This window comes from Microcoleus sp. T2B6 (assembly GCF_036700475.1).
Taxonomy (GTDB): domain Bacteria; phylum Cyanobacteriota; class Cyanobacteriia; order Cyanobacteriales; family Microcoleaceae; genus Microcoleus.
The window spans coordinates 85,908-110,752 of sequence record NZ_JAUBOZ010000002.1 but is presented as its reverse complement, the minus strand read 5'-3'; the positions used below and the strand labels follow the sequence as shown (position 1 = coordinate 110,752).

Sequence of the window (24,845 nt, the reverse complement as noted above, 5' to 3'; positions counted from 1 at the left end):
TGATTCTGATAGATGCTTTGACAAAAGCACTCTTGGCAACTGCACAAGTTGCATCTCTCGCTGTCATTGCAGAAGCTCTGGATGAGCCAGCAGCCAATTTCTATCAAAAATATGGTTTTCAAAAGTTTAAACAAAACCCGATGAAGCTTTATCTACCACTGAAATCGGTGGAAGAACTTTGTCAAAATTATAACATTTAGTTGATTTTGTTAAAAACCGATCGCCCCTTCCACTCCGCAACCCCGCCCGCAACAACCCCCACAAATCCAATTACTACCGGATCAGCGCTCAAAGTACCCGATATCGACTACAGTAAACACAAAATATTATTGGCGGTAATTAGAGTGATTGAGACTTTAGCAACAGGAATCGCAGCAGCCGGTTCGCTGCTAGCATTGGGCGGGTTAGGCCTAGAGTTGAACTATCGCCGGACTGGGAGTGCAAATAAACTAGAACTAACAGCCGGAGAATGGCACTTAGCCATCTCGGAACCCAACCGCTATCTTTTAGTCGGGGAAATGGAGTTCCGCAACCTGACACAGCGGTTTGAGATTATGTTGCCGGAAGTGCGGGCACAGGTGAAACTGCTGTCAGACGGAAGTTTGGATGGCGTTACCTCCCAGACAAAGGTGATTCCTTGCCACAAAGACGCAGCAGCCAGAGCAGACGATTACTGGTTCGGCTATATTGTTAAAGCCCAAAAAAACACGAAAATTAAAGTTTCTGTAGACATTCAAGGGCAAGATTTAACCAAATTGCAGTCAGCTTGGGTGCAAATGCATTACGTCACCTACGGCCCAGGCGGCCGCATCCCGAAAGTCCGTAACGTAGTAGTTCCCCTACAATTTCCCAACTCGGACACCGTACCCATCGCCAGAAATGTCGGAGTTGCAGAAGTCTTGCCGATTCGCACCCACATCTTGACGGAATTGGACAATCCCGTCGAAATTGTCAAACGGTACGTGCTGCCGCGCGCCCAGAAAGGCGATATAGTCGCCCTGGCAGAAACTCCCCTAGCTTTGATGCAGGGACGCTATCGCCATCCCAGCGAAGTCACACCCGGATGGGCGGCAAAGCGAGTGTGCTTGTTTTTCTTGCCGATGTCGAGTTTGGCCACTGCTTGCGGAATGCAGACGTTGGTGGATGTAGTTGGGCCTTGGCGGGTAGTCGCGGCATTTGCGATCGGCGCTGTGGCTAAAATATTCGGTAAACCGGGAGTCTTTTACCAACTTGCAGGGGAACAAGCAAGGCTGATCGACGATGTTACCGGGACTTTGCCTCCCTTCGACCAATTTATTGTCCTCGGCCCGGACAATCCCCAGCAAGTTGTAGAAGAAATTCAACGAGAAACCGGACTTGCGGCGGCGATCGTAGACGCTAATGACTTGAAAGCAGTTAAGATATTAGCAGCGACCTCCGATTTATCGGTAACATTCTTAGAGCAAGCCTTGCGAAGCAACCCCGCCGGGAATGCTGACGAGCGCACACCAGTCGTTGTAATTCGACCTCTGCCACAAAAATCTTGAGTTGAAAACAGAAAATTAAAAATTCAAAAAGATGATTTGAAATTTTTAATTTTCGATCGCGCAAGAAAGGGAGAAGAATCAAAAGTTATAAGTTTTGAACTCAAAATTTACCCATTCAAAACTCAAAACTTCCCTAACTCTTCCCCTTTCTGAATTTTTATTTTTAAATTTCCATTCTCCACTTTTATGCTATGACTTCATTTCCCTCCCAAAACCAAAACCAGGTTGTGATTCGCCCGTTTCAGTATCGCGATATCGAGGTGATGGAACAACTGTGCGCGGAAACAGCCGAAGAGCCAGAAAACCGCAAGGGCGCAAGCTGCGACGTGGTACTAGGTAGAAAGTTGCAGCAGATTCGTCGCTGGTACGGACTACTAAAGATTTTTAGCTTGTTTCCCAACCCTTGTCAGTCCCTGTTCCGGGCCCATGTTGCCGAAGAAGAGGGTAGCGTTAAGGGGATAATTCAGATTTCTCCTTTCAACCGCACCCGCAGCACTTGGCGGATCGATCGCATAGGAGTAGACCCGGAAGCCCGCAGCAAAGGAATTGGTTCCATGCTGCTGCGGTACTGCTTTGAGGCAGTCTGGGAGGCGCGGACGTGGCTGTTGGAAGTGAATGTCGGCGACAAAACTTCCTTGGCTTTGTACCGGCAAAACGGGTTTCAGCCTTTGGCCCAGATGACTTACTGGACGATCGCCCCAGAACGCCTGCAAGAAATGGCTTCCTCGACGCCAGATTTGCCCAACCTGCTGCCGGTGAGCAACGCAGACGCTCAGTTGCTATACCAACTGGATACCGCGTCTATGCCGCCGCTGGTGCGCCAAGTATTCGATCGCCACATTCAAGATTTCAAAACCAGTTTTTTCGGCGCTTTAGTCGAAGGTGTCAGACAGTGGCTGGGCAAAACCGAGGTAGTCAGCGGCTACGTGTTTGAACCGCAGCGCAAAGCCGCGATCGGCTATTTTCAGGTGCAGCTATCCCGCAACGGCCAGCAACCGCACGTCGCCCAGTTGACTGTACACCCGGCCTACACTTGGCTTTACCCAGAACTGCTGTCCCAGATGGCGCGGCTGGTTCAAGATTTCCCGGTTCAAAGCCTGCAACTGGCTTCCGCTGACTATCAGCCGGAACGGGAAGCTTATTTAGAGCAATTTGGAGCAGTGCGCCTGGAACACAGTTTGCTGATGTCTCGATCGGTGTGGCACAAATTGCGCGAGTCCAAGTTGGTCTCTCTCGAAGGACTCCAGCTATCAGAAATGCTGCAAAGCTTCCAGCCAACTCGCAAACCCGTACCAGGCCGGATGTCCTGGCTCGGCCCGATGGCTGGGGAAGCCACAGCAGGGCCCGCGTCGTCTGAGATTAAACCGCTGTTGGCTGACTCAGGAAACAGCCAAACGAATCAAGTTAACCCCTTGAACTTCCAAAATTCCGAATCATCGGCAACAGATAGCAGCAGCATTTTGCCTCTAAAATTGCCCGAATTGCCTCTAGACGGCGGCGGGCCGGGAGAAGTTAATTCTTAGTGAAAGCAGAAGGTAGAAGGTAGAAGGCAGAAAAAAAGAAAATGAATCATCCAAGAAATTCATTTTTTTCTATCATCATCCCAAAATCTCCCTTCTGCTTTTGATTGATACAGCATATTCCATGTATAAGCTGTGGAGCATTTAAACCAGTAACGAGGCTAGTAGGGTGCGTCAGAAGCGAACCCTTACGCTGAAACGGAAAACCTTAGATGCTGACGCACCTTACGCAAGTCCTTTAAATGCCGAACAGCTTATGCGGTACACACAATCTTGTCGTAAGTAAGGTGCGTCGCCACCAGTCAATCTGCAAGTTTCATTAAACATGAGCAGCGACGCACCCTACATAACAATGTACCAACAATTAAGGCGGATACTGTACTTCATGAACCACCGAATATGCTGTATCAACTTAAGATTACCTATTTTGTTCTTACTTTCTTCTGTTATTCCTTCGCGTCCTTAGCGTCTTCGCGGTTCGTTAAATAAGATTATTTCCGCAAAAAAAAGTAAATCTAAAATCTAAAATCTAAAATCTAAAATCTAAAATTGATTGATTGATAATGTCCAACGATAAATTATGGATTTCAGCACTGGGATTAGATATCGGCCTCAAACGAGTCGGCATCGCCGGGTGTGACGGCACCGGTTTAATAGCTACGGGCATTACAACACTGGTACGATCGTCCTTCGATCGAGACGTAGCTTATCTCCGAGAGCTCGTGCGAGAGCGGAGAGTGCAAATTTTGGTTGCAGGCTTGCCCTACTCCCTGAGCGGAGAATTGGGTGCTCAAGCCCGACAGGTGCAGAAATATGCGAATCGCATCGCCTCCGCCTTAGAGCTCCCCCTAGAATACGTGGACGAGCGCCTGACTTCGGTTGAGGCAGAGGAATTGATGAAAGCTTCAGGGATTTCGCCGTCGCAAAATAATAAGGGTGCGATCGATCGCAAAGCCGCAGCCCTGATTTTGCAGCAGTGGCTAGACGAGCGGAGGCAAAATATCTCCGCCCTTCCCAATCCTTGATAGCTGGTAACAAAGGCGTGATATCCTGGTTGTGCAAGTTTGCTACGCACACCTGTAACCCTTGACAAACTGGAGAAAATTCTGCTGTACCCTCGGTACTGAAGAAGCACAAAATCGTGATTTGTCCTCAGTGTCGCTTGCTGACTCGACTGAGATTTAAACGCTGCACTCCTCGCCTGTGGAAAAGGCCGCGAGTCTCGCGGTTTAAGCTTGTGGACTGGCGATCGCCCACTTAGCCAGAATATCGCCACGAAAATTCCCAATTGTCAAGCCAATGTTACTGAATTATTGACGGAAAACTAAGATACACGCGATGTCCTCATCCCCATACCGCAAAAAAGAGAATGGCAATTCCAACGAAGAGTCCGTCACCTTGACGGATGAAGTTGGGCGATCGCTAACTTGCAACATAGAATATTCTATGAACCTAGAAGGTCAAGAATATGCTTTGCTGCTTCCAATTGACTCACCCGTAGAAATTTTTACTTGGCAGGGAGACGAGACGGACGAAGCAGCAATTCCTGTAGAAGACGAGACCGAAATTGACAAAATTTTTGAGACTGCTAAAGTTGTCCTGCAAGAGCAGAACTTGACGCTCCGACGCACAGCGGTGACGCTGACTGTGGTTGGCGAATTGCCGGAATTTCCCGAAGAGGATATGGCATCTGATGTCGATCCCGATGAGGAGTCGGAGTTCGAGGAGCTGATGTGGCTGACCAGTTTCTACCACGAAGAACAGGAATATGCGATTTATACGCCTCTAGACCCGTTCTTTATCTTGGCTAGAATGGATGACGACGGTAAGCCAGAATTGCTCTCGGAAGAAGAGTTCCAAAGGCTGGAACCGATGTTACCTATGCTGGAAGACCAGTTCTTTGACGAGCTTGATTAGATATTAATTGCAGGCACAAGCCCTGATGGCAAAAAGCAGAAATTTTTACTATTTTATAAAAAAGTAAACTGCTCGCCCGATCGAACTTTTTCGAGGTGGCCGCTTCTGCCTTCGCGATCGGGCTTTTGAATTGGGCCGCGTGAATTGGGTCTTTTAAAGGGCTTGTATTCGTAACTTTTCGGTCATCAATCGCAGGTCATCAGTCATTAGTCGCTAGTTACCCGCCGCTTATCCAGGACAACGGACTATGAATAAAGAACAAATGACAAAAGGCAGCGCGCGCGAGAGCCGAAAAGGTACTCCGCAAGTCTCTAAATGGTTGTTTTATCTGGCGTTGCTGCCGGTAATCTGGGGGGTTTGCGCTTGGCAAGGCTGGGCTTGGTGGAGCTGGGCTTCAGCGGCGCCTAAAATAACATCCTCATCGGGGAATCCGGCAGAAGATCCTGCTGTTTCGATCCAAATCCCGGAGGGTACTCCCAGTCAAAAAATCGGCCGGGATTTAGAGGCAGCGGGGTTGATTCGATCGAGCTCGGCATGGAATATGTGGGCCCGCTGGCTGACTCTGCAAAACCGCGAGGGAGGTTTTCAAGCGGGAACTTACCAACTGTCGCCGACTCAGCCTCTGAGTGCAGTTGCTGATAAAATTTGGAAGGGCGAAGTCGTACAGCAGAGTTTCACGATTCCAGAAGGATGGTCGCTGCAACAAATGAGCGCTTATTTTGAAGCGCAAGGTTTTTTCCCGGCTAAGGAGTTTATGGCGGCCGCGAGTCAAATTCCTTACGCTCAATACCCTTGGCTGCCGAGCGGATTGCCTCATTTGGAAGGTTTTTTGTACCCGGATACTTATCAGCTAGACGGCGATAGAATTACTCCTCAAGCTGCGATCGCACAAATGCTCACCCGTTTCGAGCAGACAGCTTTGCCGGTATATCAAAAAAATCAGAATAATACAAAGCTCTCTCTCAAAGAATGGGTGACTTTGGCCAGTATTGTAGAAAAAGAAGCTGTGGTTGCTTCCGAGCGGAACCGCATTTCTGGAGTGTTCAACAACCGTCTGAAAAAGGGAATGGCGTTGGGTTCTGACCCGACAGTTGAATACGCTCTCGGTATCAGGCAAACTAAGGAAAAGCCTCTGACTTTTAAGCAAGTAGAAACGCCTTCTCCTTACAATACTTATATAAATCCAGGACTACCCCCAACTCCGATCGCATCTCCGGGAATAGCAAGTTTGGAGGCGACTCTGACTCCAGAAAATACAGAATACCTGTATTTTATGGCGCGGTATGACGGCACTCACATTTTCAGCCGCACGCTGGCCGAACACAATGCTGCTGTGGCTCAAGTTGACCAAAAAGTGCGATCGGCTCAATAGATGGGCAATGACTAATAAAAAAGTAAAAAGTCAAAAGTAACAAAGGAAAAGCAATAATTATTCACTTTTGATTTTTTACTTTTTCAATCTTTAACTCCCAATTTCTTATTTCTCAATCTAAAATCTAAAATCTAAAATCTAAAATCATTATGACTTGGGGTAAATTACTACAGCCTGACTTAGTTCTAGGCGATTCAGTCATGAAGTTAACGGCTGATATTCTGGAGAAACATCAGATTAAAGGATTAGTGTTGGATGTGGACGAAACTCTCGTTCCCATTACGGCAATGAATGCTTCTCCTGAACTCAGCTTGTGGGTACAAGAAATTAGACCCGTGGTATCGCTATGGTTGGCAAGCAATAATTTAAGTGAAAATCGGATCGGTCGAATTGCTGATTCTTTGAATCTACCATACATCACGGGTGCGGCTAAGCCGTCCCGCCGCAAGTTGCGAAAAGCTGTGACGGCGATGAATTTGCCGGTGGAACAGGTGGCGATGGTGGGCGATCGACTTTTTACTGATGTTTTAGCAGGCAATCGTTTGGGTATGTTCACTATTTTAGTGGAACCAATGGTTGATGCTGGGTATGCGCTTCGCAAGTATCCGGTGCGCTCTTTTGAAGTGTGGGTTTCTCAAGCTTTGGGGGCTTCTCTGAAAATTAAAGATTAAAAATGGGCATGGGGAATTGGTAATTAGGAATTGGGAATTGGTAACTAATGGCAACAGACAACAGTCAACAGTCAACAGTCAACAGTCAACAGTCAACAGTCAACAGACAACAGACTAAAACTATTGTTGTTAAAATTGGAACTTCGACTCTGACTCGATCGACTACAGGAAACTTAGCTCTTTCAACTATTGCTGCATTGGTCGAAATTTTAGCTGATTTGCGGCAGCAAGGTCATCGAGTAGTTTTGGTTTCTTCGGGTGCAGTTGGGGTTGGCTGCGCGCGCTTGGGTTTGACGGAACGCCCGCGAAATATCGCTCTGAAACAGGCTGTGGCGGCTGTGGGCCAAGGGCGACTGATGCGGGTGTACGATGACTTGTTTACTACTCTGCAACAGCCGATCGCTCAAGTATTGCTCACGAGGGGCGATTTAGTGCAGCGTAATGGTTATGTTAACGCTTGCAATACTTTTCAACAACTGCTCAGGTTGGGCGTGATTCCGATCGTCAATGAAAACGATACAGTAGCGGTAGACGAGCTTAAATTTGGCGATAACGACACGCTTTCGGCGCTAGTAGCGAGTTTGGTAGAAGCAGATTGGTTGTTTGTGCTCACAGATGTCGATCGGCTGTATTCCGCTGATCCGCGCAGCAATCCCGACGCGCAGCCGATCGTCCTAGTCCAAAGTATGGCACAGCTAACAGAATTTCAGGTGCAAACAGGAGATTCCCGCAGTGGTTGGGGAACCGGCGGTATGGTGACAAAAATTGAAGCGGCGAGAATAGCAACTGCATCGGGAGTGCGGACTGTCATCACTGACGGCTGCTTTCCTGGTAATATCGAGAAAATACTCAACGGAGAGTCGATCGGTACTCAATTTGAGCCTCAACCGCGCCCTGTAAACGCTCGCAAACACTGGATAGCTAACGTGCTAATTCCGGCAGGAAAACTATATTTAGATGCGGGTGCTGTCAAGGCAATTTCCCACGGCGGAAAATCGCTTTTAGCTGCGGGTATTGCTCAAGTAGAAGGAGAATTTCAAGCTGATGATTCCGTGCAGTTGTGCGATGCTGCCGGCAAGCAAATTGCTAGAGGGCTTGTGAATTATAGCAGTTTAGAATTGAGACAAATCCAGGGCTGCAAGTCAGAGAAAATTGCTGAGATTTTAGGCTATGCCGGCGTAGAAACGGCGGTACACCGAGATAATTTAGTGATTGTTTAAACTAACAAATATCGAGACAGTCGATCGGGCAATGAGCGAAGGTAGAAATTGAGGATATTTGCAGCACAGTCTTGCAAGAATTTGTTTGGCTGTGTTGGAATAGCTCGTTCATCGCTTCTGTAAACAGTTCAAATACATTTTGTGCTAATTCTAAAGCTGCTTGGCATTCCGCATTAGTAAGTTTGATCTCTGCTAAAACTTCCAACATCTCTGGCGCGTTTAAAAGGTGATAATTTTCTAAACCCCCATAACCTCCTCCAAAATCAACATATTCTTTTTGGGTAACTTGCTGTAATTCCATTACCACTGCAAGCGCCGCCTCAAAAAAAACTTTTGCCGTTCCTTCGAGGACTTCCACTAACACCAGTTTCTCAATGGGAGAGGCTTTCCAAGCGTAGCGTTCAAGCACTGAACAGAGCGATCGAGTTTTTTTAGTTTCTTCACCCCAAAGCAGTCTGAAGTCGCCGTAACTCATTAATTGGTTTAAGCCTAGTTCCTCTAGGTATTCTAGATAGTCGTGCCAGTAATAGTTTTTTTTATATGTATATTTATTAATTAGTTCCTGAACTTTGCTATTACTAGAAGATTCTCGCAATACATATTTATTTAAATCGCTCAATCCCACAGCCAAAGGAGCGAGTACAGGTGCAAAAATTAGTCGTTGATTCGCGTGGATGTGTTTATTGGCTAGAAAGTCAAATAAGGGCAATTTTGCAAACTCTTGCTTTTTGGGTTCAATGAATGCTACAATGGATTTCATACTTTTTTCGTCTGAATGGTGGCTGTCAAGATAATCTTCATACCTCTGTTAATTATCTATATTTTTGAGCCTAAATAATTGTGTTTATTATCATACATATTTGTATTTGAGATCATAGGTAAGACTGTTTGCAGTCACAGGAAATTGTGACTTGTATCATATTGTGCCAGAAGTGCGAGCATCTTGTTCGCTAGAGATAAAATGTTCTATAGCAATCCTAAATCATTCATGTAAATTTGTAGGGTAGTGCCTTTCTTTGCCTACCTCCTATCTATCGGGGCAACCACGGGGGGATTGCCCCTACAATAATTACGCGAATGATTTAGGGTTGCTATACATTTAGATTGGATATTTAGGGCCTTGCTCCAAGCCACCCCACAAGAGTTGGATTATTTATTGACCGATAATTTAAAGGCTGATTAACTTAATATAGGCAAATGAGCATTCTGCTCGAACTCCTAAAAAATGCTGTTTACAAAATCGGGATGCTCCCTGCAACTCAGTCCTAGACGCATAGGAGTCTAGAAACCGGGTTTCTTTGCAGATTCATCCCTGCTCAACAAAAATTTATCGTAGAAACCCGGTTTCTTTAACCCTTGCTTTTATTAGACCTCTTGCAAAAATAGCTGGGACGGGCAAGATGCCCATCCCACAAAAAGTTTTTTCTCTCGTGGGATGGGCATCTTGCCCGTCCGAAAATTTGCTTAAAAGGACTTTTGCAAAAAGTCTATTGCTTCTTCCCTCTTTTCTCTTCCCTCTTCTTATTCCTTCTTCCTTCTTCCGGCGGCCATCAGCCTCCAAATGACAATTTCCAATTCTCAGAATTGCCTTTAGGTGCGTTGTGAGTTACTCTATCTTTTGGATCAGTTAACACAATTATAGGAGTTAATCTTGGAACGGACTTTTTTAGCGATTAAGCCAGACGGCGTACAACGCGGACTCGTCGGCGAAATTATCGGTCGTTTTGAAGCCAAGGGCTTTAAGCTAGTTGGTATGAAGCTAATGACGGCGAGTCGCGAACTAGCGGAACAACATTATGATGTTCACAAAGAAAAACCCTTCTTTGCTGGATTGGTAAACTTTATCACTTCAGGCCCTGTAGTGGCGATGGTGTGGGAAGGCGACGGCGTTGTGGCGTCGGCGAGAAAAATCATTGGCGCAACAAATCCTCTGAATGCAGAACCTGCGACAATTCGGGGAGATTTTGCTGTCAATGTCGGCCGTAATCTGATTCACGGTTCTGATGCTGTCGAGACTGCCCGTGCGGAAATTAGCCTTTGGTTCAAGGAAGAAGAATTGAGTGCTTGGACACCTTCTTTAACTCCTTGGATTGTGGAATAGTTTTGATATTCTCCCGATTGATTAATCGGGAGATATAGCCTTTCTCAGATAGATGATATCGATTCCGGTTGCAGCGTCCGTAATTGTTGACTGTTGACTGTTGACTGTTGACTGTTGACTGTTGACTGTTGACTGTTGACAAGGGAAATATTTTACACCTAATTTCCACCTCCCAGATTCATGTGTGGAGTCAAATCTAAAATCTAAAATCTAAAATCTAAAATCTAAAATCTAAAATCGACTGACTGTTGACTCTTGACTGTTGACTTGCTGTCAAAAAAATGAAATTTGCGCCAATTATTTGTTGGCCGCTTGATTCGACTTTACGCCCGATGAATCGCCGATTTGAGATCATTCCGCCGCAGCCGGAATTGATATGAAATATCATGTGGCTGACTCACTCATCACCGTAAAATATAGAATAGTTTGAGATTTCTTCTAGTTACCAGGAGTTTCTTGATAACTAGAAAAAAAACGTTAATCGGAACTTAAAAACTCCAAATAATTATTAGTCAATTCTTTGACTGCTAATTCGTAAAACTGCTGACCTTGTTCGGGGGTTGCTAAGCCCGGATTTGAGCCCATTCTCCCGTCGGGAAATCGGCGGCGGAAGTCAGCAGCACCGAAAATTTTGTGCCCGGAAGCGACTTCTTCCGAAAGCGGAGCTTGCTTGATTGCTTCTGGATAAAGGTACTGGGTTAAGGCGATTTCGCTGGGGGTGGCGTGGGAACCTTCTTGGTTTCCGTACAATTCTTTTGCTAGTTTGTAGACTGAGCCGCACATGAACCAGTTGCCGATTTGACACTGGATTCGATCGGCATTCGGTAAATTTAAGTCAGACAAATGCGCGTAAGTCTCGGAAAATGCTGCTTTCATGGTGGCAATGTTGCCACCGTGACCGTTGATGAAGAAATATTTCTCAAATCCCGCTTTTGCCAAAGATGTGATGTAATCCCTGATTACCAGTATCAGCGTCTGCGGTCGGAGGCTGATTGTGCCGGGAAAGCTGGTGTGGTGCAAGGCCATCCCTACATTAATTGTCGGGCCGATTAAGGCATTGGCAGCTTCGCCGACACCGCGGGCGATCGCCTTGGCAGCAATGGCGTCAGTCCCGATCAAGCCGGTGGGCCCGTGCTGTTCGGTGGAGCCGATCGGGATAATTATGCCTCGGGAGCTTTCGAGATAAGCTTCTACCTCGGGCCAGGTACTCAAATGCAGCAACATGATAGGCAGTCTACAGAATTTTTACTTGCTATCGTCGATCGTAGCCGGCACGGGAAGAAAAAGGAATTTGGAGCAACTTATTATTGTATTCTTAAAAAAAGCTCTACAGTGCGATCGCAACTTTACCGTTATATTACTTAACGTTAATAATTTAACCAATTGATTACCAAAATTTTACCTTTTAATAACCTTTTAAGAGTAGTATAACAAGCATATCCCTATAGATTGGGTGTTATGTGGTCAATTAACAGCGGGCAATGTTTTATGAAATTAACACCGACCCCGAAAAATGACCAGACTTCTGTGGCCTGGACCCAGGCAGACAGCGCGGCTCCGGCAACTGCTCTACGGTTGTATTCCTTGCATGAGCAAGTAGCAAAGGTCGAGCGCGTGTCTGTGGGATGGACTGGCGAAGGATTCTAAGCGATCGAACTTTCTGGCGATCGTACAAACGATCGCAGCGCGAGAGTACCTCAGCTACTGAAGAAGGTACCTCGCGCTAGCCACATACAAACATCACTCCCACTGATATTTATGTCTTCTGCTGAATTAAGCGAAAGTCCTTCAAGGTTGGCTGTTGGACAAGCCGGCCGTATCTTGTTATTGGAAGGTGAAGACCTGTTGCGGGAAATGCTAGCTTTAGCCCTTAAAGAACAGGGCTACGAGGTGGTGGTTACTAGCGACGGGCGCAACGCTCTGCCTTCTGTACAGGCTGCTTCGTCATACCACGGTGAATTTGCCTTTAACCTGTTAATTATGGATTCAATTAACGGTTTGGATCTGTGTCGAATGTTACGGCATCAAGGAAATCCCGTCCCTATTTTGATTATCGGTGCTAGAGGAAGTGCCAACAATTGCGCTTTTTACCTAGAAGCCGGATCGGATGATTATCTGACCAAGCCTTTTGGAATGCGGGAGTTTATCGCTCGCTGTCGGGCGCTGATGCGGCGCCAGCGCCTCAGTCGGTTACCGGAAGCGAGGACGCTGCAATATAAGAGCATAACTCTGTATCCTGAAGAGTGCCGCGTGTTGGTTCGTGGTCTGGAAGTGAAATTTTCTCCTAAACAGTTTCGCTTACTAGAACTATTTATGAGTAATCCCCGGCGAGTTTGGTCTCGCGATCAGTTGCTGGAAAAAATTTGGGGTCAAGATTTTATCGGAGACAGCAAAACAGTTGACGTTCACATCCGCTGGCTGCGCGAAAAGTTGGAAATCGATCCGGGCCAACCGGAATATATCATTACGGTACGCGGGTTTGGCTATCGATTTGGTTAAATTATTAAATCAGTTGTAGAGTGGCAAATTGCAGTCGAATAGACAAATAAGGACACAACATTTTTGTGTCCTTATTTGTCTATGGAGGGTGTGCAATACAATAGCTTGGAGGTGCAACCAGTAGACCTATTCCAGCGACTGTTGCCGTTCTCTTTTACCCTGGGCGATCGGTATAAACTCACCTCTTGCACCATTCTCAGGAACAGGCAAGATGCCTGTTCCACAAAGAGTGAATTTTCTTTCTTGTGGAACAGGCATCTTGCGTCAGCAACAGGCAAGATGCCTGTTCCACAAAGAGTGAATTCTCTTTCTTGTGGAACAGGCATCTTGCGCCAGCAACAGGCAAGATGCCTGTTCCACAAAGAGTGAATTTTCTTTCTTGTGGAACAGGCATCTTGCCTGTTCATAAAAAGCTTATTGATAATGCTGCAACATCTCAGCATAAATTAAAACTCCCCTGTCCACTCCCAACAATGAAGTTTCCAGCAATCTCCTGCAACCGCAACAGCCGCCACCATATCAGAACCGGGAAATAATTCAATTAAAGACCATCTCGATGCTTCTTCGGGGTTTTCTTCAACATTTAACAGCGCTGCAGGTTCTCCTGGTGCGAGGCTGACATCAAACTGATTCAGGGGAATAGAAAGTCCTTTACCAACTGCTTTGATATAGGCTTCTTTGCGAGTCCAGCAGGTGAAAAAAGCGCGGGGTTGGATCTGTTCTGGGAGCGAACGCAACACAGAGTGTTCTAAGGGTGAAAAAAACTTTTCAGCAATTTCTAGGCAAGAAAAGTTTGGATTTATGCTTTCAATATCGACACCAATATCTCGATTTTTGGTAATCGCAATTAGAGCCATGTTTCCTGAGTGAGACAAATTGAAACGGAGGGAATTTCCACCTTGGGCGACGATGAGAGAGGGTTTGCCGTAGGGATTGTAGTCAAAGCGCAAAATGTGAGAACTTATGTTAAGATAGCGACTCAGAATCGCTCTGAGTGCGCCACGACTCACAATAAATTGCGATCGACCTTTGGGAAAGTGAAAACCCTCGGCTTTTGTCCGCTCGTCGGTAGAGAGAGTCTCTTGTAAACTCTGCAAGCAAGATTCTGTTTGAGCCAGAGACACGCGCCAAACATGAATTTCGCCCAGATCCAATGTCATGTTTTGCGGTGGGGACTTCCACGAATCAAAAGCAGCAATCATGTATTTATCTTCTTTTCTGAGTCACCTCATCCAGCATTCCCAGAAACAGGCAAGATGCCTGTTCTACTTTGAGAAACAGGCAAGATGCCTGTTCTACTTTGAGAAAGATGCCTGTTCTACAACAGATGAATTTCAATTGCAAGGGTCAATTAATCCAGGTTTGTACAACTTTTCCTGCTAATTGCTGTCCCAACCAAGGCGTATTTGCCGATCGCGACTTCAGACTTGACCCGTCAACAGTCCAACTCATTGCCGGGTCGAACAAAATCAACTCAGCAGAGACTCCCGGTGCAACCGTGAGGGGGATTTGTCCGAGACAAACGGCAGGGCCTGCGCTCAAAACTCGCCACAGTTCTAAAGCCGAAAATTCGCCAGTTTCTACCAGTCCGTGCCATAGCAAAGGCAAAGCTAATTCCAAGCCGATCGCCCCCGGCGGACTATCAGCAAAAGCCACAGTTTTCTCCTCATAAGTATGCGGCTTGTGGTCGATCGCGATCGCATCAATTACCCCATCTTTCACAGCTTGAATCAGCGCTAATTGGTCGTTGAGATTGCCCAACGGCGGTTCAAGGCGTAAATTCGGATCGTAGGGCAACGAAGCAGTCAGAGCATTTTTCCCGCCGCCGGAATCTTGAGAGTTTCCTGAAATTGCCCCGACATTCAACAGCAAGTGCATCCAAGTCACACTCGCAGTCACCGGCAAACCCCGCGCCTTCGCATCTCGAATCAATTCCACGCTGCGCGCCGTAGAAACCCGCATAATGTGCACTCCTGTGCCCGCAGATGCCACCAACTCCAGGATTGCCGCCAAAGCCGAAGTTTCCGCACTCGCCGGAATTCCCGGTAAACCCAACCGCACCGACACCGCACCCTCCCGCGCCGCGCCATTTCCTGCCAAAGTTCGATCGCACGGCCACAAAGCCACAGACTTGCCCAAAGGCTGGATATACTCAAGCAAACGCCTCACCAGAGCCGGATTAGACAGCGGCAAACCGTCGGCAAAACCCACCACTGCACAGGAGGCCAGCTCCCCCAACTCGGCCATCTGCTGCCCTTTAACGCCCGCTGTCAGCGCACCCCAAAAATACAAGCGGGGCAGGCCGGGCGGCAAATTGCGGATATGTTGCTGCAACAATGCTAAACCGGCCAAATTGTCAACAGGCGGCGACGTATCCGGCAAAATCGCCACTCGCGTAAAACCGCCAGCCACCGCAGCCTGCATCAAAGATTCCAGGGTTTCTCGATCCTCAAAACCCGGTTCTCCGCTGTGACTGTAGATATCTGTTAATCCCGGCCCCAAAATCAGTCCCTGGCAATCCCGCACTTGGGTGTCAGCGGGAAACTCAGCAATTTTTTCTGCAATGGCTTCGATCTGGCCTTCGGTAATTAGAATATCAGCGATGCGATCGCTCCCTGAAACTGGATCTAGCACTCGTACATTTTGTAGCAGTTCGCGGCTCATATAACAGAAGGAAGAAGGAAGTTCGGCAACGGATTATGTAACGGATGTAACGGATGTCAGGAAGAAGGAAGAAGGAAGAAGGAAGAAGCAATCCACCGCATTAGTTTCAGGAATTAAGAACTTCCTAAGCATCGGGCGCGATTGTTATCAAAATTCAAACATTTTTTAGGCGCGAACTCGTAGCGGTGGGCAGTGGTGTTAACTTAAGCCTAAAAGCTTTGATAAATTTCGCTTTGACACGAGTCTCGATCCCCCTAACTCCCCCTTAAAAAGGGGAGTAGGGGTTGACTTTAAGAAGGCTCCTGTCCCACCCCCTACTCCCCTTCGTAGGGGCGGTGCGACCCCTACTCCCCGTGCCCGCCCTAGGCGCCGGGGGGATCGAAGGCCTAATCGTCAAACAGCAGACCGGTTATACGTCTACGGTTTCGCGCCCAGCACTTTACCGATTACAGTGCTCCTGCGGCTGTTTGGTCAAAAACGCCGCCGCTCAAATGAGTTGTGACATTCATCGCTTGTAATACCGGCAAACCATCGGGGCCGTGGGGATAATCTATCACGCTAACGGCTCCGTTTCCTTGTTTGAACTTCCAGAAATGTTCGGGTTCCAAACCGAATAGGTGGCAGAGAATTGCTTTGTTAATGGCATCGTGAGCAACGACAATTCCAGTACCAGAAACTGATTGTACAATTTCTCGCCAAGCTGCGATCGCCCGATCCCAAACGTGCTGCAAATTCTCTCCTTCGGGCATTTGGACTGTTTCAGGAGATGTTTTCCATTCGTGTAACAAACCCGGATAGGATTGTTCTATTTCTGATTCAAACTTTCCTTCCCAAAGTCCGTGGCTGATTTCTCTCAACTCGTCGCGGAGTTCCAGTTGCAAACCGCCGTGATATTGAAGAATAATTTCCGCCGTTTCTTTCGGGCGCAGCATGGAACTGCTGATCGCAAAATCTAATTTTACATCCTTGAGAAATTCTGCTGCTCGCCTGGATTGTTCGCGACCGTTATCGTTGAGAGGTACGTCAATTTGTCCCTGAAATTTACCTGCTTTATTCCAGTCGGTTTCGCCGTGACGCACCAGCAACAATCGCGGCCCTTGGTGTCCGTCCCTCGGTTTGGGAAAAATTTCCCCGGTATGGGAAGTTAAATTGATCGATTCTAATTGAACTGCAACTTTCTTTTTTGGTTCTCCGAGTTCGTCGTTGGTAACAGGGGAAGTTCCAAAATTAATGACGCTAATTCCGCAATTTGACTGTTGAATTGATTGATAGTAATCCGGGGTAATTTCCGACGCGGTGGCGATGAGAGCGCGGTTGATTCCGTTGTGACCTACTACTAGAATTGTGCCGTCTTGGTGGCGCGATAAAAGTTCTTGCCAAAAATGACGGGCGTTAGCAAAAATTGCCAATACGGGAAAGTGTTCGATGTCTCCGTCAGCAGATGGCAGTTTCATGGAAAATTTGTCTGGCTGTTTTTGCCACTGCTGATATGCTTCGGGGAATTTGTCTATAGCATCTTGCCGCAGCATTCCTTCCCACAGAGGCAAATCGATTTCCATCAAATTATCAGTTGGCTGGAGTTGTGGCGGATTTGTCAAGCGCGACAGGATGATTTCCGCTGTTTCTTTGGCTCGTTGCAGGGGACTGGTATAGGCGGCATCAAAGGCGATACTGCTGAGTGTGTCGCCTACTTGCAGGGCGGCGCTGCGGCCTGCTTCTGTCAAAATTGATTTATCGAGGCGGCCTTGGATGCGGCGTTCTTGATTGTAGGTGCTTTTGCCGTGACGGACTAAGATAATGCGAGTCATTCGATTTTAGATTTTAGATTTTAGATTTTAGATTTAGCCTGTTACTGCGCTTCGGGTGCGCGGTGCACCCATTGGTGTCAACAATCGCCTGAAACCCCTGATAAATGTCGCTTTTAGGCAAAGTCTAGATCCCCCTAAATCCCCCTTCATAAGCAGGGCTGTTTCATTCTTGGTAGGGGCCGTGCCCCCGTGCCGGCCCTTTTGGCCTGAAACCCCCATTCGATGGTTGGTGGCGGGGGTAGGCACGGGGGCACTACCCCTACAAAAACCTCATTTTTGGTGAGAATGAAACAGCCCTGCCTTCATAAGGGGAGTAGGGGTTGACTTTGAGAAGACTCCTGTGCCCCCCTTCGTAGGGGCGGTGCCCCCGTGCCCGCCCTTGGCTAGGGGGGATCTGATCTTAATAGTCCAACATCAGTCTATAACTGGGTTTGACGTTAAGTTAACACCAATGGTACGCACCTTACCCATACATGGCGGAGCGAGGATTTGTGGCGTAAGTCTTGTTGAGGCGAGTCAAAAAGATGAGCCAGTGAAATTTTACCAGTTGTCGGGATACTCTCGTCTGCAACGACCTATGATTAAAGACGGAAAAGATTTAGCCACGGATTCGCGCGGGACGGAAAAGCAGGAATGACACTGAAGCGGGTTATTTTAGGTATTTTAACGGCGATCGCGATCGCCCTGGTCGGTTTATCTTTACTTGCTAGTTGGAATCAGCCGCAAATTCAAAGCCGGCTGGAACTCTACCAGACAAATTTGCTGCTGCACGCCTCGGAGTGGCAAGGAGAAAATAATCAGAGTGATAATTTAAGTTCGGCGCGCACCAATATTGTCGGTGCAGATCCTTTAAATACGGCTTTGACGCAATATCAAGAAGCGCGAGACTCGACTCGCAAAACTCTCGAAACATCTCAAGCACAAGTTAAAGAAATTCAGTCTGCCATTGCCTCTAAGTCGGAGGACAATACTCTGAATTTGGCTCAAAATAAGGCGGCGTCCGAGTCGATAAAGCAACAGTCAGTGCTGCTAAATGAACTTGACTTGCGATTGGGAATTTTGCAGGCAAGCAGTGGCAAAACTGAGGCGGCTCTCCAAAGTTGGAAAAATTTAGTTGAGCGCTACAAAACTAAAAGTGATGATGATTCTTCGGTGGAAACTGCTCAAGTTTTAACGGGAATTTGGAGCAATCCGGCTCAACTGCTGCCGGATGCTGAGCCGAGCATTCAAAAGTCTTTGGATGGCTGGTTTCGCTATCGCGCTCTAGCTCAACTTTACAAGCTGCAAGAACGTTCTAAAGAGCTGGCGGCGCTGCAAGCAGCAGAGCAAGTAACGGCCCAGCAAGCTGTAGAAAAGTTGGCAATTATAGTGGGCGTTCCGGCGATCGCACTTTGTATTGGTACGGTTTTGTTGGTTGGTTTGACCGTGCAGTGGTTGTTGCAGCGGAAGCAGTTAGATACAGCAGGTTCCGGCCCGGTGTTGGCGCGAAATGCGAGCTTGACTTGGGATGTGCCTTGGGACGGTGAGATTGTTTGGCAGGTGCTTGTGGTCGGCTTTTTCTTTGTGGGCCAAATCTTGATTCCCTATTTGTTACTGCCTGTTTCTCTGGCTGTTTTAAAACTCAACCCAGCTACTTTTGACCCGCGCGAGAAGGCTTTTTATATCTTTGCTACTTATTTGTTGCTGTCGGCTGGGGGGCTTTCGGTACTGTATTTTTCGGTCAAGTCTTTTTTGCCTTTGCCGGAAGGTTGGTTTCGGATTAATTGGCGGGGAAGTTGGTTTTTGTGGGGTTTTGGTGGCTATTTTGTTGCTTTGCCTTTGGTAGTTTTGGTGTCGCTGATTAATCAGCAATTTTGGCAGGGACAAGGTGGCAGTAATCCGATTTTGCCGATCGTTCTCGAAGGTAGGGACAACGTGGCTTTGGCGGTGTTTTTCGGCACTGCGGCGATCGCGGCTCCAGTTTTTGAGGAAATTGTGTTTCGGGGCTTTCTGCTGCCTTCTCTGACTCGCTATTTGCCTGTTTGGGGGGCGATCGCAGCTTCTGCTTTCTTGTTTGCTGTGGCTCACTTGAGTGTCTCTGAGATTCTGCCTTTGGCGACTTTGGGTGCGGTTTTGGGCTTTGTGTACACGCGATCGCGCAATCTCCTTGCTCCTATGCTTCTGCACAGTCTCTGGAATAGCGGTACTCTTTTGAGTCTGTTTCTTTTGGGCGGCGGGGCGAGTTAATTCGGGCGGTTGTTAATAATTGTGCATTAATCGAGTTTTTGGCAAGAGCGATCGTCAGGGCGATCGACTCTTGCCAAAAACAGCAGTAGGGTACTCGGTGCGCCCCTTATATCTAGCCCGGTAAAATAACCGGAATTTCATTAGGGGCGGGTTCACCCTAATCTGTAATCTCAGCCACAGATCCAGATAGACCCGCCCCGGTCGCTTATTTTAGCGGAAAAACAGGGTTTAACATGGAAGTAATATCTTGTCGGCTGATGATTGAGACACTCACCGGGGCGATCGTACCAAACGGAAGTTGACAAGCCGGCTAATTTATAGGTAAATTTTAATTTAGGATGAGGCTTAAACCCAATGAGCAATTTGAACAGCCACAAGTTCGAGGGAACGCCGAGTTGGATGCGTTTCGCACCCTACGCAGCCTTGGGCATTTTAATATTTTCTCTCAATTCAGGCAGCGAACTAAATTATTTCTTGAGAGGCTACTTGGTCATTCTACAAGCTCAAGTCGGTATAGTTCTGCTGTATTTTGCGATGTCTAAGTTTCGCAAAAACCAAAATAAATGAGTAAAAATTAGTAAGATTACTTAGCTCGATCGTTAAAGGTCGAGGGTTAAAGGTCGATCGCGGAAGTTAAAATAAAAAACTGGAGAAAGTAAAAATGGTAAAAGATAAAAGCGTAGCAGTTGTGTTAGCTTTCTTTGTAGGCCCTTTGGGAGTTCACAAATTTTATTTGGGCAATAACTTAGCAGGGGTATTATACTTGCTATTTTCTTGGACATTAATTCCGTTCGTGCTCGCATTTTTCGATTTTATCGGCCTGCTGCTGATGTCGGAACAAGCTTTTCAGGTTCAGTACAATGGCGGCACGTTGCCGTCGGGGTATGCCCTCAGATCGGCAAAAGATGTAACCGGGGCGATCGGCGAATTGAAAAAACTTTACGATATGGGCGCAATTACGGCCGAAGAATATGAAGAAAAACGCCAAAAACTGTTGCGAGAATTGTAATTAAGAAGGCAGAAGGCAGAAGGCAGGAAGAAGGAAGTTCGGCAACGGATTATGTAACGGATGTAACGGATGTCAGTCCGATGGAAGTCGGAAGAAGGAAGAAGGAAGCCCACTATTAAAAAAGTGGGAGTGAAATAAGTAAGTGTGAGAGCACAACTATTTAAGGATAAAATTAAAGTGTCTCAAGATTTATACTGGCTGCGTCAAACTCCAAACTGGGTGTGGTATTCTTTTATTCCCTACTTCGGCGGATTGGCGATCGCCTATGCAGGCCAAAAGTCAAATATTCGCAGTTGGATGGGATGGGGTGTTGCCATTACTTTAGCAGCACTAGCGGTATCTTCTTCAACTAATTTGGGTACGATCGTTTGGATTGCTCAAATTGTCACTGCTTTTAGTTTGAAAAAGCGCTATCTGATCAAAACTGCACCCAGAGGTTTATTGGTTCCTGCAAGTCCGACGAATGCCGAAGAACTGGCAAACGTGCGCGGCAAAATAGATATTAATGAGTGTACCAAAGACGATATGGTCAGAATCTTGGGTTTGCCGATCGTCTACGCCAACGATATTGAATCTTTGCAAAACGAAGGCTACATTTTTACCCACGCCGAAGAGTTATCAGAAATAGCCGGAGTTCCCGAAAGTCACGTCCGACGCATCGCCCCGATGATTTGCTTCAGCTACAATTATCAAAAAGAATTGCAGTTTACTTGGAAACGGTTAAATATTCTTTCGCCGGAAGAGTTAATCGCCAGCGGTTTAGATCGATATGTTGCGGAAAAAATAGTTAGAGAAAGGCAGAGAAAAGGCGCTTACAAATCAGTTGTAGAAGTAAAGCGGCGGACGGGACTGCCTTTTGATTCATACCGCCATATTTGTTAATTTACAGTTGTTAAGTAAGTCCAAAGCCAAAAAAACAATAATATGCGCTCGAACATTGTAGGGCCGGGTTAGACCAACAATAATTGCCTAAAACCAATCATCTCGTAAACCCGCCCCCGCCCAACTAAAAAGTATTATGACGACAAAATTAGAAGTAGAACGACAAAAATTGTATGATACAGATTACCTGAGATGGATCGAAACCACTGTGGAAAAGTTGCGATCTCGCGACTATTCAAACATCGACTGGGAAAATCTGATTGCAGAAATAGAAGACATGGGGCGAAGTGAACGCCGGAGTTTAGAGAGTAATCTGGTTGTAATTCTCCTGCACTTGCTCAAGTGGCAATTTCAACCGGATCAAAGAAGCGGTAGTTGGAAAGGCAGCATTGCCGAACATCGCAGACGCATTCGCAAAGCTATCAAAGATTCCCCCAGTCTCAAACCATATCTTGAAGAGGTATTGACTGAATGCTATGCGGATGCAGCAGAACAAGCAATTGCTGAAACTGGATTGCCTGTAGAAACGTTTCCGCAATTATGTATCTACACTTCGGTCGAGGTTCTAGATTCTGAATTTTTGCCATATTTTCTGGCAGATGAGATGATTCAAGGGTAGTATGGCAAAAAACTCGATCGCCTCCTGGTAATTGACATTAAATGCACCGGCTGGCAAAAATCTCCCCCTGCAGGCGGGCAAGCGCGAAATTATAAAAAAAAGTATTTATAGCAATCCTAAGTGATTTTCTAGATATGTAAAATCTGAAAGTCTTGCTATATAAGAAGTCTAGGAAGACAAGAAGGCGTGGTGTTGTGAGACTCAGATCGGATTGCTATATCAAAAAACTGGGTTTAAAACCCCGTCCTTCTAGGACGACTTTTATGTAAACTTTTGTTGTACCACCTCTTACTTTGTGCCAGATGATGTAGCATAAGGTGGGAGGTAAAACAATGCTAGTCTTCGAGTTAAAAGCTTACGGAAAATCAAGCCAGTTCACGGCAGTAGACGAAGCAATTCGCACTGCCCAGTTTGTTCGCAATAGTTGTTTACGCTATTGGATCGACAACAAAAAAGTGAACAAGTACGATTTGAACAAATACTGTGCGGTATTGGCAGCATCGTTTCCGTTTGCTGATGAACTCAATTCGCAGGCTAGGCAAGCTAGCGCCGAACGTGCTTGGTCTGCTATCTCCCGATTCTCCGACAACTGTAAAAAAGGAACTCCCGGCAAAAAAGGGTATCCAAAATTCCAGAAAGACTGTCGTTCTGTCGAGTATAAATCGACTGGCTGGAAACTTGCAGACGACAGGAAATCGATTAAATTTAGCGACAAAAAAGGAATTGGCAAGCTCAAGCTAAAAGGTACACGCGATCTGCACTTCTACCAAATCAACCAAATTAAACGGGTTCGATTAGTAAAACGTGCAGACGGTGTATACGTCCAATTCTGTATCGATGTCGATAGAAAGGAAAACACGGAGCCCTCTGGCAATACCATCGGACTAGACGTTGGGTTGAAAGAATATTACACCGATTCAAACGGAGTTACGGTGGAAAATCCTAGATTCCTGAGAAAAGGTGAGAAAGTTCTCAAGCGTTGTCAGCGTCGCGTATCCAGAAAAACTAAAGGTTCCCAAAATAGAGGCAAAGCTAGACAGATTTTAGGTAAGCAGCATCTCAAAATAAGTAGACAACGCAAAGATCATGCAATAAAACTTGCACGGTGCGTAGTGAGCGTCAAGCGACTTGATAGCCTACGAAGATTTGAGAATCAAGAATATGGTGCAAAATCATTGCTTAGCTAAGTCTATTAACGACGCATCTTGGTATCAGTTCCGCATCTGGCTTGAATATTTTGGAAAAGTATTTGAGCGGGTAACGGTTGCGGTAAATCCGCAATATACCAGCCAAGAATGCTCTAACTGCGGAGAAGTTGTTAAGAAAACGCTGTCCACAAGAACGCACGTCTGCAAGTGCGGGTGTACCTTGGATAGAGATTTCAATGCAGCCAAAAACATCCTAAGTCGAGGATTGGGTACGGTAGGGCATACCGGAACCTTTGCACTTGATGCAAGTAACGCTTTGGGAGAATCAATCTCTACTTTGGCTGGAGAAATCCTGTCTCAGCAAATTGACTCGTAGATCAAAGAATCTCTGTGGCTTTAGCCCGGAGAGTGTCAATGAAATGCAAAACGACACAATAGTAGCAGTACCGCTAACATCAAATTATGTCTGACTCTCCTCCATCCCAAATCTCCCCAGAAGCTGCACCGGAAAGTGTTGCTACCGAAAACCGCAGTGCCAAAACTAGGCAACTGTTGGGCATGAAAGGGGCAGCTAGCGGGGAAACTTCCATCTGGAAGATTCGCTTGCAATTGATGAAACCGATTACCTGGATTCCCTTAATTTGGGGCGTGGTGTGCGGGGCGGCGTCTTCTGGAAACTATGTGTGGAACCTAGAGAATTTCTTGATCGCAGCCGCTTGTATGTTGATGTCAGGGCCGTTGTTGACCGGGTACACTCAAACTTTGAACGATTTTTACGATCGCGACATCGACGCCATTAACGAACCCTACCGTCCGATTCCCTCCGGTATCATCTCGATTCCCCAAGTAGTAACGCAAATATTGGTATTATTAGCCGCTGGCATTGGGGTGGCTTATGCTCTAGACTTGTGGGCGGGTCATGAATTCCCGATAATGACTGTTTTGACTCTCGGTGGCGCGTTTCTAGCTTATATCTACTCTGCGCCCCCGCTGAAACTCAAGCAGAATGGCTGGTTGGGAAATTATGCCCTGGGTGCTAGCTACATTGCCCTGCCTTGGTGGGCGGGTCAAGCTTTGTTTGGTACACTAGATCCCACGATTATGATCTTGACCCTGTTTTACAGTTTGGCAGGGCTGGGGATTGCGATCGTCAACGATTTCAAAAGTGTTGAGGGCGATCGGCAATTAGGGTTAAAATCTTTGCCAGTCATGTTTGGCATCAGCACCGCAGCTTGGATTTGCGTGTTGATGATCGACATCTTTCAAGCTGGGATTGCAGGCTACCTGATCAGCATCCACCAAAACCTTTACGCTGTCATTCTGCTGCTGCTGATAATTCCCCAAATTACTTTTCAGGATATGTACTTTTTGCGTAATCCCCTGGAAAATGATGTTAAATATCAGGCAAGTGCTCAGCCTTTCCTGGTTTTGGGTATGCTGGTAGCAGCCTTGGCACTGGGTCATGCGAGTTAAGCAGAGTTTTGAGGTTTGAGTTAAAAAATTTTGAATTCAAAAAATCTAATTCACTTCTCAAAAAAATACCAAGCTCTGCATTGTTAAGAAAAGTTTTGAATTTGAGTTTTGAATTAAAAAGTTTTTAATTCAAAAAATCTAATTCAAGGCAGCGGGTTATTCAAGAAAAAATGTCGAATTAAAAATTAAG

At 46.6% G+C, this 24,845-nt stretch carries 25 protein-coding genes and 1 pseudogene; 19 read left to right on the top strand and 7 right to left on the bottom strand.

Annotated elements, in window-relative coordinates; translation table 11 throughout:
* The first annotated feature begins 17 nt into the window (after nucleotides 1–17).
* The 8 genes from QUA00_RS01530 to proB all read left to right on the top strand — a co-directional run bounded on the left by QUA00_RS01530 (nucleotide 18) and on the right by proB (nucleotide 8,226).
* Nucleotides 18–200 carry a hypothetical protein gene (locus QUA00_RS01530; RefSeq protein WP_333408471.1) on the top strand — a complete coding sequence of 61 codons (183 nt, stop codon included), beginning with the start codon at nucleotides 18–20 and terminating at the stop codon, nucleotides 198–200.
* 144 nt (nucleotides 201–344) lie between these two features.
* Nucleotides 345–1,526: a F420-0:Gamma-glutamyl ligase gene (locus tag QUA00_RS01525; protein ID WP_333408508.1), complete on the top strand. Its 1,182-nt coding sequence runs from the start codon at nucleotides 345–347 to the stop codon at nucleotides 1,524–1,526.
* A gap of 191 nt (nucleotides 1,527–1,717) precedes the next feature.
* Nucleotides 1,718–3,049: a GNAT family N-acetyltransferase gene (locus QUA00_RS01520; protein WP_333408470.1), complete on the top strand. Its 1,332-nt coding sequence runs from the start codon at nucleotides 1,718–1,720 to the stop codon at nucleotides 3,047–3,049.
* 560 nt (nucleotides 3,050–3,609) lie between these two features.
* Nucleotides 3,610–4,071, top strand: a complete 462-nt coding sequence (gene ruvX, locus QUA00_RS01515; RefSeq protein WP_333408469.1) for a Holliday junction resolvase RuvX — start codon at nucleotides 3,610–3,612, stop codon at nucleotides 4,069–4,071.
* A gap of 313 nt (nucleotides 4,072–4,384) precedes the next feature.
* Nucleotides 4,385–4,963 (top strand): DUF3727 domain-containing protein, encoded by a 579-nt coding sequence (locus QUA00_RS01510; RefSeq protein ID WP_333051560.1) that lies wholly within the window; start codon nucleotides 4,385–4,387, stop codon nucleotides 4,961–4,963.
* A gap of 247 nt (nucleotides 4,964–5,210) precedes the next feature.
* Nucleotides 5,211–6,335 (top strand): endolytic transglycosylase MltG, encoded by a 1,125-nt coding sequence (gene mltG, locus QUA00_RS01505; protein WP_333408468.1) that lies wholly within the window; start codon nucleotides 5,211–5,213, stop codon nucleotides 6,333–6,335.
* Between the two features lie 149 nt (nucleotides 6,336–6,484).
* The gene (locus tag QUA00_RS01500) at nucleotides 6,485–7,006 is read left to right on the top strand and encodes a YqeG family HAD IIIA-type phosphatase (protein ID WP_333138675.1); all 522 of its coding nucleotides are present in this window, start codon (nucleotides 6,485–6,487) and stop codon (nucleotides 7,004–7,006) included.
* A gap of 47 nt (nucleotides 7,007–7,053) precedes the next feature.
* Nucleotides 7,054–8,226 carry a glutamate 5-kinase gene (gene proB / locus QUA00_RS01495; RefSeq protein ID WP_333408467.1) on the top strand — a complete coding sequence of 391 codons (1,173 nt, stop codon included), beginning with the start codon at nucleotides 7,054–7,056 and terminating at the stop codon, nucleotides 8,224–8,226.
* Between the two features lies 1 nt (nucleotide 8,227).
* On the opposite strand, the gene QUA00_RS01490 is transcribed toward proB, so the two are convergent.
* Nucleotides 8,228–8,986: a hypothetical protein gene (locus QUA00_RS01490; RefSeq protein ID WP_333408466.1), complete on the bottom strand. Its 759-nt coding sequence runs from the start codon at nucleotides 8,984–8,986 to the stop codon at nucleotides 8,228–8,230.
* Between the two features lie 891 nt (nucleotides 8,987–9,877).
* Between QUA00_RS01490 and ndk the strand changes: the two genes are divergently transcribed.
* Nucleotides 9,878–10,327, top strand: a complete 450-nt coding sequence (gene ndk / locus QUA00_RS01485; protein ID WP_333105548.1) for a nucleoside-diphosphate kinase — start codon at nucleotides 9,878–9,880, stop codon at nucleotides 10,325–10,327.
* Nucleotides 10,328–10,804: 477 nt separating this feature from the next.
* Here ndk and QUA00_RS01480 read toward each other — a convergent pair whose 3' ends face one another.
* The gene (locus tag QUA00_RS01480; RefSeq protein WP_333408465.1) at nucleotides 10,805–11,551 is read right to left on the bottom strand and encodes a creatininase family protein; all 747 of its coding nucleotides are present in this window, start codon (nucleotides 11,549–11,551) and stop codon (nucleotides 10,805–10,807) included.
* Here QUA00_RS01480 and QUA00_RS01475 point away from each other — a divergent pair.
* Both QUA00_RS01475 and QUA00_RS01470 read left to right on the top strand, forming a co-directional pair.
* Entirely contained in the window at nucleotides 11,540–11,692 is a 153-nt protein-coding gene (locus tag QUA00_RS01475; RefSeq protein WP_333408464.1) for a hypothetical protein, read from the top strand. The genes QUA00_RS01480 and QUA00_RS01475 overlap by 12 nt on opposite strands.
* A 393-nt stretch (nucleotides 11,693–12,085) precedes the next feature.
* Nucleotides 12,086–12,826 (top strand): response regulator transcription factor, encoded by a 741-nt coding sequence (locus tag QUA00_RS01470; protein WP_333280518.1) that lies wholly within the window; start codon nucleotides 12,086–12,088, stop codon nucleotides 12,824–12,826.
* Between the two features lie 126 nt (nucleotides 12,827–12,952).
* Here QUA00_RS01470 and QUA00_RS01465 read toward each other — a convergent pair whose 3' ends face one another.
* From QUA00_RS01465 to QUA00_RS01445, 5 genes are all read right to left on the bottom strand, one after another.
* Nucleotides 12,953–13,084, bottom strand: coding sequence for a hypothetical protein (locus QUA00_RS01465; protein ID WP_333408463.1), 132 nt, complete (start codon nucleotides 13,082–13,084; stop codon nucleotides 12,953–12,955).
* Between the two features lie 188 nt (nucleotides 13,085–13,272).
* Nucleotides 13,273–13,986 (bottom strand): 4'-phosphopantetheinyl transferase superfamily protein, encoded by a 714-nt coding sequence (locus QUA00_RS01460; protein ID WP_333408462.1) that lies wholly within the window; start codon nucleotides 13,984–13,986, stop codon nucleotides 13,273–13,275.
* Nucleotides 13,987–14,032: 46 nt separating this feature from the next.
* Nucleotides 14,033–14,170 (bottom strand): hypothetical protein, encoded by a 138-nt coding sequence (locus QUA00_RS01455; protein WP_333138659.1) that lies wholly within the window; start codon nucleotides 14,168–14,170, stop codon nucleotides 14,033–14,035.
* A 3-nt stretch (nucleotides 14,171–14,173) separates the two neighbouring features.
* Nucleotides 14,174–15,490, bottom strand: coding sequence for a dihydroorotase (locus tag QUA00_RS01450; protein WP_333408461.1), 1,317 nt, complete (start codon nucleotides 15,488–15,490; stop codon nucleotides 14,174–14,176).
* Between the two features lie 446 nt (nucleotides 15,491–15,936).
* A complete protein-coding gene (locus tag QUA00_RS01445; RefSeq protein WP_333408460.1) occupies nucleotides 15,937–17,298 on the bottom strand; it encodes a histidine phosphatase family protein in 1,362 nt (453 codons plus the stop codon).
* A gap of 451 nt (nucleotides 17,299–17,749) precedes the next feature.
* Here QUA00_RS01445 and QUA00_RS01440 point away from each other — a divergent pair, with 451 nt between their 5' ends.
* The 8 genes and pseudogenes from QUA00_RS01440 to chlG all read left to right on the top strand — a co-directional run bounded on the left by QUA00_RS01440 (nucleotide 17,750) and on the right by chlG (nucleotide 24,655).
* On the top strand, nucleotides 17,750–17,935 hold the full coding sequence (locus QUA00_RS01440) for a hypothetical protein (protein ID WP_333408459.1): 186 nt from the start codon (nucleotides 17,750–17,752) through the stop codon (nucleotides 17,933–17,935).
* Nucleotides 17,932–19,524, top strand: coding sequence for a CPBP family glutamic-type intramembrane protease (locus QUA00_RS01435; protein WP_333408458.1), 1,593 nt, complete (start codon nucleotides 17,932–17,934; stop codon nucleotides 19,522–19,524). Before QUA00_RS01440 ends, QUA00_RS01435 begins: the two co-directional genes overlap by 4 nt.
* Before the next feature lie 354 nt (nucleotides 19,525–19,878).
* Complete coding sequence (locus QUA00_RS01430) at nucleotides 19,879–20,091, top strand: hypothetical protein (RefSeq protein ID WP_333408457.1); 213 nt, start codon at nucleotides 19,879–19,881, stop codon at nucleotides 20,089–20,091.
* A 94-nt stretch (nucleotides 20,092–20,185) separates the two neighbouring features.
* Nucleotides 20,186–20,533 (top strand): NINE protein, encoded by a 348-nt coding sequence (locus QUA00_RS01425; RefSeq protein WP_333105559.1) that lies wholly within the window; start codon nucleotides 20,186–20,188, stop codon nucleotides 20,531–20,533.
* Nucleotides 20,534–20,710: 177 nt separating this feature from the next.
* Nucleotides 20,711–21,415 (top strand): helix-hairpin-helix domain-containing protein, encoded by a 705-nt coding sequence (locus tag QUA00_RS01420; protein WP_333138647.1) that lies wholly within the window; start codon nucleotides 20,711–20,713, stop codon nucleotides 21,413–21,415.
* Nucleotides 21,416–21,551: 136 nt separating this feature from the next.
* Nucleotides 21,552–22,034, top strand: a complete 483-nt coding sequence (locus QUA00_RS01415) for a DUF29 domain-containing protein (RefSeq protein ID WP_333408456.1) — start codon at nucleotides 21,552–21,554, stop codon at nucleotides 22,032–22,034.
* A 332-nt stretch (nucleotides 22,035–22,366) separates the two neighbouring features.
* Nucleotides 22,367–23,558, top strand: a pseudogene (locus QUA00_RS01410) (RNA-guided endonuclease InsQ/TnpB family protein).
* A gap of 86 nt (nucleotides 23,559–23,644) precedes the next feature.
* A complete protein-coding gene (gene chlG / locus QUA00_RS01405) occupies nucleotides 23,645–24,655 on the top strand; it encodes a chlorophyll synthase ChlG (protein ID WP_333138645.1) in 1,011 nt (336 codons plus the stop codon).
* The last annotated feature ends 190 nt before the right edge of the window (nucleotides 24,656–24,845 follow it).